We start from the raw sequence: 13,526 nt of genomic DNA, 5'->3' as shown, positions 1-13,526 counted from the left end.
GCCTCGCGGACCTGCGTGGGGCGATCCGGCGGGCGTTAAACTACGGCGCATGACCTACGGCACCCTGATCCTGCTCCGTCACGGCGAGAGCGAATGGAACGCGTCCAACCAGTTCACCGGCTGGGTCGACGTGGCGCTGACCGAGAAGGGGCGCGGCGAGGCGAAGCGCGGCGGCGAGTTGCTCAAGGAGGCCGGCCTGCTGCCGGACATCCTCTATACCTCTCTGCTGCGTCGCGCGATCACCACCGCGAACATCGCGCTGAACGCCGCCGACCGGCACTGGATCCCCGTGGTCCGCGACTGGCGCCTCAACGAGCGGCACTACGGCGCGCTGCAGGGCCTGAACAAGGCGGAGACCAAGGACAAGTACGGCGACGAGCAGTTCATGCTGTGGCGCCGCAGCTACGACACTCCGCCGCCCGCGATCGACGCGGACAACGAGTACAGCCAGACCGGCGACCCGCGGTACGCGCACCTGCCGCAGGTGCCGCTCACCGAGTGCCTGCTCGACGTGGTCAAGCGCTTCATCCCCTACTACCAGGCCGTGATCGAGCCGCAGGTCGCGGAGGGTAAGACGGTGCTCGTGGCCGCGCACGGCAACTCGCTGCGGGCGCTGGTCAAGCACCTCGACGGGATCTCCGACGCCGATATCGCGGCGCTGAACATCCCCACCGGCATCCCGCTGACCTACTCGTTCAACGAGGACGGCACCGTCGCCAACCCGGGCGGCACCTACCTCGACCCCGAGGCCGCCGCCGCGGGCGCCGCTGCGGTCGCAAACCAGGGCGCCAAGTAGTCCCGTGATCGACGGGGGCGGTACCGAGCGAATCGGTACCGCCCCCTAAGTTTCTCCTCAGCCTCCGGGGCTGCGCAGAGGATAGGTTGGATCACATGGCTGACGTGACTGTGACCCACTCCCCGGAACAGGAGCGCTACGTGCTCACCGTCGACGGCGAGCAGGCGGGCTACCTCGACTACGTCGACGAGGTGGACGTGCGCCTGCTCACCCACACCGTCGTCGACGCCGAGTACGGCGGCAACGGCTACGCTGCAGTGCTCACCAAGGCCGCGCTCGATGACGTCGTCGAGTCCGGAAAAAAGGCCCGTGCGGTGTGCTCCTACGTCGCGAACTACGTGACGAAGCACCCGGAGTACGCCGCCGTTGTCGAGGTGGCCGCCGACCGGTAACCCGTTGTTCACCAGTCGTTCCCGATGTGAAGAATCGCTGGAGAACCTGGGTACACTGACCGCGTGACTGTGGCCCTCTGTGTGGTGTCCGCCCTGGCGGGCGCCCTCATCGGATGGTTTGCGCGGCGCGTCCGACAGCGGGTGATCACCGCCGAGCCTGTCGGTGCGGCCCGGATGACGGTGGCCGAGTTGCAGCGCGCGGTGATCCGCGAGTCGCCCACCGGCCTCGTGGTCGTCGACCGCTTCCGCGACGTCATCGCCTGCAATCCCCGCGCCGAGGAGTTCTCCCTCGTCCGCGAGCAACTCCTCGACGATCGCGTCTGGCAGGCCGCCTCCCTGGTGCTCGAGACGGGGGCGCCGCGCACTGTCGAACTGACGGTGTCCCGCCGGTCCGACCGGGCCGCCATCGCGGTGCGGTGCCGGGTGGATCTGATCGTCGGGATCGACCTCGACGAGCGGTACGCCGTGGTCTACGCCGACGACGACACCGAGAACCAGCGCATGGAGGCCACCCGCCGCGACTTCGTGGCGAACGTCTCGCACGAGCTGAAGACCCCGGTCGGTGCGATCGGCCTGCTCGCCGAGGCGCTGCTCGAATCCGATGACGACCCGGAGGCGGTGCGGCACTTCGGCTCCCGCGTCCTCGTCGAGTCCACCCGCATGGGCAACATGGTCAACGAGCTGATCGCCCTCTCCCGCCTGCAGGGCGCGGAGAAGCTGCCCGACCTCGGCAGCGTGGAGGTCGACGACGTGGTCGGCGAGGCAGTGGCCCGCGCCCAGGTCTCCGCGGAGGCCAACAATATTTCGCTCATCGTCGACGAGCCCTCCGGCCTGGAGATCCGCGGCGATGACACCCTGCTGCTGACGGCGCTCTCCAACCTCATCTCCAACGCGATCGCCTACTCGCCGCAGAACACCCAGGTCTCAATCAGCCGCCGCCTGCGCCCCGCCACCGGGCCCGACGGTGCCGCATCGGTCGAGATCGCGGTCACCGACCGGGGCATCGGCATCGCCCCCGAAGACCAGGAGCGCGTTTTCGAGCGCTTCTTCCGCGTCGACAAGGCGCGGTCCCGGATGACGGGCGGGACCGGTCTCGGTCTCGCGATCGTCAAACACGTCGCCGCGAACCACGGCGGCACCATTAGGCTCTGGAGCAAACCGGGCATGGGTTCGACCTTCACGCTGGTACTGCCGGCGCAGGTCGAGCCCGGCGCGGGACCTGCAGAGCGCGATGACCACAGTGAGGATGTACTGCGGTGACACACGTACTGATCGTCGAGGACGAGGAATCGCTGGCCGATCCGCTGGCCTTTCTGCTGCGCAAGGAGGGCTTCGAGACCACCGTGGTCACGGACGGCGCCGAGGCCCTGCGGCACTTCGACGCCGCGGGCGCCGACATCGTCCTGCTCGACCTCATGCTGCCCGGCATGAGTGGCACCGACGTGTGCAAGCAGCTGCGGGCCCGCTCGTCCGTGCCGGTCATCATGGTGACCGCGCGCGACAGCGAGATCGACAAGGTCGTGGGCCTTGAGCTGGGCGCCGACGACTACGTCACCAAGCCCTACTCCGCGCGCGAGCTCATCGCCCGTATCCGCGCGGTGCTGCGCCGCGGCGCGGACACCGCCGCCGCGGACGGCTTGGACGACGGGGTGCTCGAGGGCGGCCCCGTCCGGATGGACGTGGAGCGGCACGTCGTGACCGTCGCGGGTGAGGCGGTGACCCTGCCGCTCAAGGAGTTCGACCTGCTCGAGTACTTGCTGCGCAACAGCGGCCGCGTGCTCACCCGCGGGCAGCTCATCGACCGCGTCTGGGGCGCCGACTATGTGGGCGACACCAAGACCCTCGACGTGCACGTCAAGCGCCTGCGCAGCAAGATCGAGGCGGATCCGGCCAACCCGAAGCACCTGGTCACCGTCCGCGGCCTCGGCTACAAGCTCGAGCCCTAGCGCGCTGCTCCGAGCAGCGCCATCTTGCCGGGACGCGCTGGCGAGCACACGCTGAGGCCATGCGACTCCTGGTGCTCGGTGGTACTGCCTTCCTCTCACGCGAGATCGCGGTCGTGGCCGTCCGCGCCGGACACGACGTCACCTGCGCCGCCCGCGGCACGTCCGGGCCGGCCCCCGGCGGCGCCTCCCTGGTCCGGTGGGACCGTTCTGCCGACCCTGTTCCGCCCGGGCTGTCCGACGGAGCCTTCGACGCCGTCATCGACGTCGCCCGCACCCCGTCCTGGGTGAGGGACGCGGTCGCCGCGATCCCCGCCGCGCACTGGGTGTTCGTCTCCACCATTAGTGTCTACGCCGACACCGCGACACCCGGCGGCGGACCGTCGAGCCTGCCTCTGCTTCCGGCCTTGCAGTCAGATGTCGCGCTCCACGCGAGGTCTGACGCGTACGGCGCCATGAAAGTGGCCTGTGAGGAGCTCGTGCGCGACGCATGTGCCGACGCGGCGGTGGTCCGGCCCGGGTTGATCGTGGGGCCCGGTGATCCGACGGGGCGGTTCTCCTACTGGCCCAGTCGGCTCTCGTCCGCGGCCGACGGTGACCTCGTGCTCGCGCCCGGCGCTCCCGGGGCTCGCGTGCAGGTGCTCGACGTGCGTGATCTCGCGGCGTGGCTCGTGCTGTTGGCCGAGCGGCGCACGGCCGGCACGTTCGACGCGGTCGCACCGGCTCTGCCGATGGCGGAGTTCGTGCAGCGGATGGCAGTCGGGCTCGGTGTGCGGCCTCGCTGGGTGTGGGCTCCCGACGAGTTCCTGCTCGCACGGGGTGCCCAGCCCTGGGCGGGGGAACGGTCGTTGCCGCTGTGGCTGCCACGTCCGGCCTACGACGGAATGCTCGATCACGACGCGGGGCCTGCCGCAGAGGGCGGTCTCAGGATCAGGCCTCTCGACGAGACGGCACGCGATACCGCGGAATGGCTCCGGACGGCGGCCGATGCGGTTGCGGTCGGTATGACGCGGGATGAGGAACGCGCCTTGCTCCGGGACCTGACGGCTGAGTAGGTAGCAGTCGATGCTGCTACGCGGGGTACCGGGCATTCGCTGCTAAGCCTAGGAATGGTAAGACCACTTGACCACCGGACCGGGTAGCGCTACGGTTCCGGCATGGAACTGAGCCCGGTCACGAAGCGGTCCGCCGCCGACGAGGTGCACGAGCAGCTGCTGAACCAGCTGGTCAGTGGTGCCGCGCCGGTCGGCTCGCGGCTGCCCAGCGAGCGCCGGCTCGCGGAGGTTCTTGGCGTCTCGCGGCCCGTCGTTCGCGAGGCGATCGCCCGCCTCGCCACGTCGGGGCACGTCGAGGTCCGCCAGGGCGACGGGGCCGTCGTCAACGACATCACCCGCACGGGCGGGCTGGACCTGCTGCCGCACCTGCTCGTCGCCGCGCCCGACGGTGCCGTCGTCGACCCGTCCGTGGTCCGCAGCGTCCTGGAGGTGCGCGAACATCTCGGGCCGTGGATCGCCGAGAAGGCCGCCGCCCGCTCCGCCGACGCGCTGGCCGGCCCGCTGACCGCGGCGCTCGCCGCGATCGAGGGCGCCCGCTCGGGCGCGGAGCAGCAGGCCGCGGCCCTCTCCTACTGGGAGCAGCTCGTGCGCGGGGCCGACTCGATCGCGATGACACTCATCTTCAACGGCATGCGGCGCGTCTACGAGCCGATGCTCGGTGTACTTGCCGACGCCGTCGCGGCCGCCGAACCCACGGAGCGCTACCGCGTCCTCACCGCCGCCGTCCTCGACGGCGACGCCACCGCCGCCCGCGCGGCCGCGCAGGCCGTCCTCGGCGGCGCCACCGGCGTTCTCGGCGGATTCCTCGACCGGATGGAGCAGTCATGACCACGACCGATCGCGCGGCCCGCCGCGGCGTCACCCTCGGCGACGCCGCGCGCGAGTTCCTGCGCCACCCCACGCCGTGGATGATCCTGGCCTTCCTGGCCGGCACCGTCGTCGCGCGCATCGCCGTCGGCGGGGGAGGGCTCGCCGACCTGTGGGCGCCGCTCGTCTTCGCGGCCCTGTTCCCGTTCCTGGAGTGGGTGATCCACGTCTTCGTGCTGCACTGGCGGCCGCGGACCGTCGGGCCGATCACGCTGGACACGCTGCTCGCGCGCGATCACCGGCGGCATCACGCCGCGCCCCGCGATGTGGATCTCGTGTTCATCCCCACCCGCGCGCTGCCCTGGGTGATCGTGGGCCTGGGCGTCGCCGCGCCGCTCGGAGTCGGCGCCCTGATCGGCGCCCCGGTGCACGCGACGCTCACCTTCATGCTGGTCGAGGCGGTGTTCCTGCTCGGCTACGAGTGGACCCACTACCTCGTGCACACCGACTACAAGCCGCGCGGCCGCGCCTACAAGGCCGTCTGGCGCAGCCACCGGTTGCACCACTTCAAGAACGAGCACTACTGGTTCTCGGTCACCACCGCGGGCACCTCCGACCGGGTGCTGGGCACCTACCCGGATCCCGGCACCGTCGACACCAGCCCGACGGCCAAGAACCTGCACGGCCTGGACGGGCTCGCCTAATACTTGCGCAGGCTGCCCGCCTGCCGACGGTAGCGGTCATCGACACTTGCCCTTGTAGCATCCCGACCGTGGGCTGTTACGACGTGAACTGCGCGATTACCGGGGTGAGCCTGACACACACCGAGGCCGCGATGGTGGTCCTCAGCCGGGGTTCGGGCGGCGTCTACCGCCCGGCGGCGCTGCCGATGATCGACCACTACGACTACTACGGTGGGATCGCTCCGGACGACAACCGGAACACCGAGCTCATTGCGGCCGGAATCGCCCAGGCGACAAAGTCCGGGAGGTACTGGACGGACGACGGGTGGCCGTCCGGCGGCTGGGATCCGTCCATTCACGACGTGATCAGCAACCTGGTTCGCAATATGTCCGATTGGTTGGGGCTCTACCAGGGGGCGGAGCCGCCTTCGGGTGCCGGCACGACGTTCGACGGCGTCCCGCTCGTCTTCGCACTCATCGCCCGCCCCGTGTGGGAAGCCATCGTCGCCGACGGTGAGGAGGAGATCGACGTCGCCCGCGCCTTCGTCGAGGTCTTCGGTGACGAGCCATTGCCGCGTGCGCTGTACGGCTGCGGGGGTGGTGCGCCGAGTTCCGAGGTGACGGCGCTCGTCACTGTGGACCGTTTCCTCTCCGCGCGCGGCATGCGCTGGCAGTCGCACGCGGACGGGCTCGCCGCCGAAGGCTTCGGTGGGCAGCACTCCCACGAGGAAATGCTCGCCTGGCTGAGACGCGCCTGCACCGAATTCGCCGATGACCCGGTGCTACTCGCCGGGCTCGGTGCCTATGAGGCGGTTCTGAGCGCCACGATCGCCGAGCTCGAGGAGGGTGGCCCGTCCGCCTCCGTCGAGTCACGCGATGCGCCGGGCGACGCGATCCCGTTCGCCGACACGAGACCGACCGCGTCGGTGACGTGCGGGGTCCACCAGTTGAATGGGCTCACCGCGTGGATGCCTACGTGGGCCATCGAGACGGATCTGAACGCGCCTGACGGTTCTGCTCAGGCCACCCGCGCGGGCCTGACGGTGAGGGCTACCGGGGTCTACCTCGTCACCGCCCAGATACCGTGGGAGGGTGCGTCCGGTGGCGAGAGCCTGATGTGCAAGGTGTACGCCGAGGGCATGCAGATCCTGGAAGCGACGGACATTGCCACGACGTGGGAGAACGTGAGTGTGATCTCCAGCCTCGTTCCGCTCACTGCCGGTCAGCGGATCTTCCTGAGCCTCATCCATTCCGGACCGCGTCCCATCGCCGTCGGCGGGCCGATCCAGGGCGGGGTGCAGGCGCGGCTGGCCATGACCAGGGTCGCCTAGCGCCGACCGAGCGAGCTACAGCTCGACGTACTTCATGTCGAAGGACTGCCGTTCCGTCGCCGCGGCGGTGGCGGGGTGCACGGCGACCAGCTTTCCCTGACGCGCCGCGCATTCCCTGGCCAGCGCGGCGTAGGCCTCCTCGCCCAGCAACTCGGTCAGCTCCGGGGCGTAGCTCTGCCACACCTGCTGCGCGCCGACGTGCGCTTCGGGGGAGCCGGTGCAGTACCACTGCAGGTCGAGTCCACCTGCGCCCCAACCGCGCCGGTCGTACTCGCCGATCGTCGTGCGCAGGATCTGCTCGCCGTCGGGCCGCTCGACCCATTCCTGGGTGCGCCGGACCGGTAGCTGCCAGCAGACGTCGGGCTTGACGGTGAGCGGCTCCACCCCGGTCCGAAGGGCCATGGCGTGCAGGGCGCAGCCCTCGCCGCCCGGGAACCCCGGCCGGTTGAGGAAGATGCACGCGCCCTCGTACCGGCGAGTGCGCAGCGCGGGCTCGTCGTCGAGGTCGTCCTCCTCGAGATAGCCCTTCTTGCCCAATCCCTTATTCCGGAACTGCCAATCGTCGTCCGTGAGCTTCGCGACGGCCTTCTTCAGGCGCTTGCGGTCGTCGTTGTCGGAGAGGAATGCGCCGTGGCTGCAGCAGCCGTCCGTGTCGCGGCCCGGCTCGATCCCGTGGCACGACTCGGTGCCGAAGACGCACGTCCAGTGGGAAAGCAGCCACGTCAGATCCGCCGCGATCAGGTGGCTCGGGTCGGCGGGATCGGTGAACTCCAGCCACTCGCGTGGGAAGTCCAGGGGGACTTCCGGGACGGGACGCCGCAGGCCGGGCATCGGAAGGTCGGTCACAGGGGCCACCGTAGTCGGGTCTAGATTGACAGGGTGAGATTGGGAGTCCTCGACATCGGGTCCAATACGGTGCACCTGCTCGTGGTCGACGCGCACTGGGGCGCGCACCCGACGCCGATGAGCTCGACCAAGGCCACGTTGCGGCTCGCCGAGAAGATCGAGCCGAGCGGCCGCCTCAGTCAGGCCGGCGAGGACGCGCTCGTCGCATCCGTCGAGGAATTCACGAAGATCGCGCGCAGCTCCGGCTGCTCCGAGGTGATGGCCTTCGCGACCTCCGCGGTCCGCGACGCCAGCAACACCGACACCGTCCTCGCGCACGTCAAGCAAGCCACGGGCGTCGACGTCGAGGTGCTCTCCGGGGCCGATGAGTCCCGCCTCACCGCGCTCGCGGTGCGCCGCTGGTACGGCTGGAGCGTGGGCCGCGTGCTCAACATCGACATCGGCGGCGGCTCACTCGAGATGAGCAACGGCGTCGACGAGGAGCCGGACGTCGCACTGTCGCTGCCGCTGGGCGCCGGCCGGATCACCCGCGAGTGGCTACCCGACGATCCGCCCGGGCGCCGCCGCGTCGCCATGCTCCGTGACTGGCTCGACGCCGAGATCGCACCGGCCGCCGCGCGACTCCAGGCCGTCGGAACGCCCGACCTCGTCGCGGGCACGTCGAAGACGATGCGCACCCTCGCCCGCCTGACGGGCGCGGCGCCCTCCTCCGCCGGGCCGCGTGTCAAACGCACGCTCACGGCGCGCGGGCTGAGCCAGTTGATCGCTTTCATCAGCCGGATGACGGAGTCCGATCGCCGCGAACTGGACGGCCTGAGCTCCGACCGTGCGGGACAGATCGTCGCCGGCGCACTGGTCGCCGAGGCCGCGATGCGGGCGATGAAGGTCGAAGAACTCGACATCTGTCCGTGGGCGCTGCGCGAGGGCGTGATCCTGCGCTACCTGGACACCCAGGCGGGTTTCACGCCCGAGAGTGGCGGTAAAGCTCATTAAACGCGCGAAGTAATGTAACGGACCGCCGCGTGTGCCACCACGGTTGCGCGACGGTGTACAAGTAGAATCTTCTGAGACCACACAGGGCGTGAGTGGCGGGTGTGAACTTTCCGGCACGCGCGGGGCCCACGAGGCCTACGAGCCACAGGACGGTGACGTGCATGAGTGAGGAGCGAAGGATTTCGCTGGCGGAGCTGCTCGCCAGGGAGGGCGGCACTCCACCCGCACCGGCGGGAGGGCGCCGTCGACGCCACCGTGGCGGCGAGAACTCGATCACCGTCGCCGAGCTGACCGGTGAGATCCCCGTCATTCGCGACGACCAGCCCGCGCCGGGCGCTGCCGAGGCCCCGGCCGAGCAGCCCGAGGTACCGGCCGCACCCGAGACACCCGCTGCGCAAGCTGCTCAGTTCGCACCGGCCGCCCCTGTTGCTCCGGCGCAACAGTCCGCGTACGAGCCCGAGATCGTGACCCCCGAGGTCGTCGAGCCCGAGGTCGACGCTCCTGCCGCCGAGCCGGCCGCCTCGGCGGAACAGGCTGCGCAGGACGACGACGAGCCGATCACCTCCTCCTTCCTCGCCGCCGCTGTGGCTGCCCCCGGCCCCGTCGAAGTTCCTGCGCCGCAGGAACCCGAGGCTCCCGCCGTGGACGAGACTCCTGCGCAGCCCGAGGGTCGGCGCGGCGGGCTGCTCCGGTGGGGCCGAGGCCCCCGGGCGGCCGAGGTGCCGCAGGCGGCCGAGGCGCCGCACGAGGCTGTGCAGGCGCCGGAGCCGGCCGCTGAGGCCGTGGCGGAACAGGCCACGGACCCTGCCGCAGCGGAGCCCACTGTGCAGGCCGACGTCCCGCAGGCGGAGGACGGCCGTGACTACGCGTGGTCGCGCTGGGATCAGGCGGAGGCGCCGATCATGGCGACCGCCGACTTCAACACCGCCCAGGTCCGCGAGCGCCAGTCCCGGTTCGCCGAGATCGAGGCCGACGACACCGTCGACGTGAAGCCCGTCGCCGCGCCGACTCCGGACGTGCACCTGGATGCGCCCCCCGCGCGTGACACCGCGGCCCTCAGCGCCCAGCAGATCGACGATGCGCGCGCCGAGGAGGCCCCCGACTTCCTCGCGAAGCCGGGCGACGCCGACAGTGGCGAGGGCGCGGACGCGAGGGACGAGGAAGCGGGCAAGGGCCGCGGCTGGCTCGCCCTCGCCGCCGAGGTCGTGCTCGGCCTGGCGGCCGGCGCCGGCCTGTTCTACGGCTTCTTCAAGCTGTGGAACTGGGGCGGCGGATGGCCCACCATCGCGCTGACCGTCGTGCTCGCGTTCATCGTGATCATCGGCATCGTGACGTTCACGCACTACCTGCGCAAGACCACCGATTACCTGACCCTGGTGCTCGCGCTGTTCGTGGGCCTGGTGATCACCTTCGGACCGCTGCTGATGGCGCTCGGCTCGAACTGAGTACGCTCGGCGACGTGAGCGGGATACCGGTCGGACTGTCGACGGCCTCGGTCTATCCCGAGAAGCTCGAGGACGCCTTCCGGTACGCCGCGGAGACGGGCTACGACGGCGTCGAGCTCATGGTGTGGCACGAGTCCGCCAGTCAGGACATCGCGAACGTCGCCGGGCTGTCCATGCGGTACGACATGCCCGTCCTGTCGGTTCACGCGCCCTGCCTGCTGATCAGCCAGCGCGTCTGGGGGCCCGATCCCATGGCGAAGCTCGGCCGCGCCGTGACGGCCGCGGAGGATCTCGGCGCGAGCACCGTGGTCGTGCACCCGCCGTTCCGGTGGCAGCGGCGCTACGCCGAGAACTTCGTCGATCTGGTGAGCGAGCTCGAGGACGACAGCGACGTAGCCGTCGCCGTGGAGAACATGTTCCCGATGCGACTCGACGCCTTCTTCGGGCGCCGCGGCGAGTCCGTCGAGCGGCTCAAGCGGCGCGGTAATCCCGGCACTGCGGTCTCGGCCTTCGCACCGTCGATCGACCCGACGGACGTCGGCTACGCGAACTACACCCTGGACCTCTCGCACACCGCCACCGCGGGCGTCGACGCCCTCGAACTGATGGATCGGATGGGTGACGGGCTGCGGCACCTGCACCTCACCGACGGCCTCGGCGCAGCCGTCGACGAGCACCTCGTGCCCGGTCACGGTACTCAGCCGGCCGCCGAGGTGTGCCGCCGGCTCGCTGCCTCGAGCTTCGACGGGCATGTGGTCCTCGAGATAGCGACGGGCTCGGCGAAGACGCCCGAAGAGCGCCGTGCGATGCTCACGGAGGCGCTGGAATTCGCGCGGGAGCACCTGCGCGGCGACCCGGCCGCCTGACGTCGGGTACCCGAGCGGTACCCCGGTAAGGAGAGCGCTCAGATGGCTTTGTTCGCGGACCTCGTCTCCGTCGCGAAGGCCCCCGGTGGGTACACCGCCGACATCGATCCCACGTGGTCGGTGGGCAGCAAGGTGCACGGCGGAGCGCTGCTCGCCGTCATCGCCTCGGCGGCGCAGGCCGCCTACCTCGACGACGGGGGTGACCCCGAGGTCACGCCCGTCGTGATCTCCGCCGAGTACCTCGGCGCGCCTGACCCGGGCCACGTCGAACTGCGGACCGACGTGCGCAAACGCGGCCGTACCACCTCGTTCGTCAACGTCGAGGCCGTGCAGGGCGAGCGCGTCTACGTGCAGGCCGCGGTCACCCTCGCGCGCCGCGACGAGGGCGACGAGCGCTACGCCGAGCCCATCCCGGCGGACGAGATGCCGCCCATCCCACCGGCCGACGCGCTGGCCTGGGACCCGGAGCACCCCGCCGCCAAGATCTTCAAGGTCGGCCGCGTCGCCGAAGTGCGCTACGACGCGACGACCCTGCCGGTGATCGAGGGGCGCACCGGCCCCGCTGAGACCCGCGGCTGGGTGCGGCTGCGCGAGGAACCCCTCTCAGGCCTGTTCGCGCTGCTCGCCACCGACATCTCGTTGCCCGTGGTCGCCAACCTCGGCGGCATCGGCTGGGCGCCCACCATCACGCTGACCGCGTCCGTGCGGCGCGAGCCGGTGAACGGCTGGTTGCGGTTCCGCGCGACCGCGCCCGTCGTCGGGCAGCGCTGGTTCGAGGAGGACCACGTGCTGGTCGACGAGTCGGGGCACGTCGTCGCGACGTCGCGGCAGCTGGCGATGATGCCCCGCGACCGCCGGACCCCCGAGCCCGAGAAGAACTGACGTCCCGGAAGAGGAGAACTGACATGGATGGTCGTATCGCGCTGATCGGTGGTGGGCGGATCGGCGAGGCCCTGCTGGGCGGGCTCATCGCCGCCGGGCACGCGCCCGGAGCACTCACGGTGGCGGAACCGCACGCGGGCCGCGGCGGCGAGCTCACGGAGCGCTACGGAGTGTCGGCGGTGACCACTGTCGCGGAGGCGGTCGACGGGGCGGACCTCGTGGTGATCGCCGTCAAGCCCGACGTGGTGACCGCGATTCTGCCCGACGTGGCGTCTGCGCTGCGGTCGGGCGCCGTCGTGGCCTCGGTGGCCGCGGGCGTCCCGACGACCGTCTACGAGGCGGCCCTGCCCGCCGGGACGCCCGTCGTGCGGGTCATGCCCAACACGGCGATGCTCGTCGGCAAGTCGATGAGCGGCATCTCCGGCGGCCGCGACGCGACCGAGGCGCACGTGACACTGGTGCGCGAGGTCATGGACGCGGTGGGGAACACCCTCGTCGTGCCCGAGGCGAAGCTCGACGCGCTCACCGCGCTGTCGGGCTCGGGACCCGCCTACGCCTTCCTGGTGGCGGAGGCGATGATCGATGCCGGCGTGGACCTGGGGCTCACCCGGGACCAGGCGACGACGCTCGCCACACACACGATCGCGGGCGCGGGTGCACTAATGGTTGAGACTTCCACGTCACCGGTCGAGCTCCGGGCAGCGGTGACTTCTCCGGGCGGCACGACGGCCGCCGCGATCCGCGAGCTGGAGAAGAATGGCCTCCGACCTGCGTTTTATGCGGCGACGCGGGCCTGTGCGGAGCGATCGGCCGAGCTCGGACGCCTCACCTAAAAGGTTCGGTTAGCTCACTCCCGTCGCATTATTCCCATTGGTACCGCTAAGCTGCTCGAAGCACGTGCGTGTCAGGTCCGCCGGAGGGGAAGCCGGCGGCGCGACATGTGCCGGAGGTTAGGGATTACATGGCGTCTGCAAACAAGAACACCAAGCCCGCCGAGATCGGTGCCGGAGCCCAGGCTCCTCAGGCAGCCGGCTCGTCGTTCCTGACGGTGGCGGAGGTCGCCACCCTCATGCGGGTGTCGAAGATGACGGTCTACCGACTGGTGCACAACGGGGAGCTCCCGGCGGTGCGCGTGGGCCGGTCCTTCCGCGTTCACGAGAAGGCCGTCCACGACTACCTGCAGACCTCGTTCTTCGACGCGGGCTAAAGCCCCGTCGAAGAGTGTCGGCAGGAGCGGCGGGCACGGGCGGATTTCGCCTGGGCCGTCGCGACGGGTAAAGTAGAAGCCTGCTGCGTGGACGCGGGGGCTCATCCGTACCCGGCCGCCGCGCACCGAACATGGCAATTCGATAGAGAGACGTGAGGAACCCATGGGTTCAGTGATCAAGAAGCGCCGCAAGCGCATGTCGAAGAAGAAGCACCGCAAGCTGCTCCGTCGCACTCGGGTGCAGCGTAGGAAGCTCGGCAAGTAGGCCTTCTGGTCACAC

16 protein-coding genes are annotated in these 13,526 nt (G+C 70.3%); 15 read left to right on the top strand and 1 reads right to left on the bottom strand.

Annotated elements, in window-relative coordinates; translation table 11 throughout:
• Window positions 1-49: 49 nt before the first annotated feature.
• The 8 genes from HNP44_RS14455 to HNP44_RS14420 all read left to right on the top strand — a co-directional run bounded on the left by HNP44_RS14455 (window position 50) and on the right by HNP44_RS14420 (window position 7,007).
• Entirely contained in the window at window positions 50-796 is a 747-nt protein-coding gene (locus tag HNP44_RS14455) for a phosphoglyceromutase (protein WP_259141148.1), read from the top strand.
• 95 nt (window positions 797-891) lie between these two features.
• The gene (locus tag HNP44_RS14450; RefSeq protein WP_259141147.1) at window positions 892-1,188 is read left to right on the top strand and encodes a GNAT family N-acetyltransferase; all 297 of its coding nucleotides are present in this window, start codon (window positions 892-894) and stop codon (window positions 1,186-1,188) included.
• A gap of 63 nt (window positions 1,189-1,251) precedes the next feature.
• Window positions 1,252-2,448 (top strand): sensor histidine kinase, encoded by a 1,197-nt coding sequence (locus tag HNP44_RS14445; RefSeq protein WP_310437685.1) that lies wholly within the window; start codon window positions 1,252-1,254, stop codon window positions 2,446-2,448.
• Entirely contained in the window at window positions 2,445-3,134 is a 690-nt protein-coding gene (locus tag HNP44_RS14440; RefSeq protein ID WP_259141146.1) for a response regulator transcription factor, read from the top strand. The genes HNP44_RS14445 and HNP44_RS14440 overlap by 4 nt, the downstream gene beginning before the upstream one ends.
• Before the next feature lie 59 nt (window positions 3,135-3,193).
• Complete coding sequence (locus HNP44_RS14435) at window positions 3,194-4,186, top strand: NAD-dependent epimerase/dehydratase family protein (protein WP_259141145.1); 993 nt, start codon at window positions 3,194-3,196, stop codon at window positions 4,184-4,186.
• Window positions 4,187-4,288: 102 nt separating this feature from the next.
• Window positions 4,289-5,014, top strand: coding sequence for a FadR/GntR family transcriptional regulator (locus tag HNP44_RS14430; RefSeq protein ID WP_259141144.1), 726 nt, complete (start codon window positions 4,289-4,291; stop codon window positions 5,012-5,014).
• On the top strand, window positions 5,011-5,697 hold the full coding sequence (locus HNP44_RS14425; RefSeq protein WP_259141143.1) for a sterol desaturase family protein: 687 nt from the start codon (window positions 5,011-5,013) through the stop codon (window positions 5,695-5,697). The genes HNP44_RS14430 and HNP44_RS14425 overlap by 4 nt, the downstream gene beginning before the upstream one ends.
• A gap of 185 nt (window positions 5,698-5,882) precedes the next feature.
• Entirely contained in the window at window positions 5,883-7,007 is a 1,125-nt protein-coding gene (locus tag HNP44_RS14420; RefSeq protein WP_259256894.1) for a hypothetical protein, read from the top strand.
• A gap of 15 nt (window positions 7,008-7,022) precedes the next feature.
• Here HNP44_RS14420 and HNP44_RS14415 read toward each other — a convergent pair whose 3' ends face one another.
• Window positions 7,023-7,838, bottom strand: a complete 816-nt coding sequence (locus HNP44_RS14415) for a hypothetical protein (protein ID WP_259141189.1) — start codon at window positions 7,836-7,838, stop codon at window positions 7,023-7,025.
• 48 nt (window positions 7,839-7,886) lie between these two features.
• Here HNP44_RS14415 and HNP44_RS14410 point away from each other — a divergent pair, with 48 nt between their 5' ends.
• The 7 genes from HNP44_RS14410 to HNP44_RS14380 all read left to right on the top strand — a co-directional run bounded on the left by HNP44_RS14410 (window position 7,887) and on the right by HNP44_RS14380 (window position 13,511).
• Window positions 7,887-8,846 carry a Ppx/GppA phosphatase family protein gene (locus HNP44_RS14410; protein ID WP_259141141.1) on the top strand — a complete coding sequence of 320 codons (960 nt, stop codon included), beginning with the start codon at window positions 7,887-7,889 and terminating at the stop codon, window positions 8,844-8,846.
• A gap of 161 nt (window positions 8,847-9,007) precedes the next feature.
• Complete coding sequence (locus tag HNP44_RS14405; protein ID WP_259256893.1) at window positions 9,008-10,291, top strand: hypothetical protein; 1,284 nt, start codon at window positions 9,008-9,010, stop codon at window positions 10,289-10,291.
• Between the two features lie 14 nt (window positions 10,292-10,305).
• Window positions 10,306-11,157 carry a sugar phosphate isomerase/epimerase family protein gene (locus tag HNP44_RS14400; RefSeq protein ID WP_259141139.1) on the top strand — a complete coding sequence of 284 codons (852 nt, stop codon included), beginning with the start codon at window positions 10,306-10,308 and terminating at the stop codon, window positions 11,155-11,157.
• Window positions 11,158-11,199: 42 nt separating this feature from the next.
• Window positions 11,200-12,039: a thioesterase family protein gene (locus tag HNP44_RS14395; RefSeq protein WP_259141138.1), complete on the top strand. Its 840-nt coding sequence runs from the start codon at window positions 11,200-11,202 to the stop codon at window positions 12,037-12,039.
• A gap of 23 nt (window positions 12,040-12,062) precedes the next feature.
• Entirely contained in the window at window positions 12,063-12,872 is an 810-nt protein-coding gene (proC, locus tag HNP44_RS14390) for a pyrroline-5-carboxylate reductase (RefSeq protein ID WP_259141137.1), read from the top strand.
• Between the two features lie 128 nt (window positions 12,873-13,000).
• A complete protein-coding gene (locus tag HNP44_RS14385) occupies window positions 13,001-13,246 on the top strand; it encodes a helix-turn-helix domain-containing protein (protein WP_068523814.1) in 246 nt (81 codons plus the stop codon).
• A gap of 163 nt (window positions 13,247-13,409) precedes the next feature.
• Window positions 13,410-13,511, top strand: a complete 102-nt coding sequence (locus HNP44_RS14380; protein WP_003402602.1) for a 30S ribosomal protein bS22 — start codon at window positions 13,410-13,412, stop codon at window positions 13,509-13,511.
• Window positions 13,512-13,526 lie beyond the last annotated feature (15 nt).

Origin of the sequence: Tsukamurella ocularis (assembly GCF_024807615.1) — a bacterium.
In the GTDB taxonomy this organism is placed as follows: domain Bacteria; phylum Actinomycetota; class Actinomycetes; order Mycobacteriales; family Mycobacteriaceae; genus Tsukamurella; species Tsukamurella ocularis.
The sequence above is the reverse complement of the archived record's forward strand: the minus strand, read 5'-3'. Positions and strand labels throughout refer to the sequence as shown.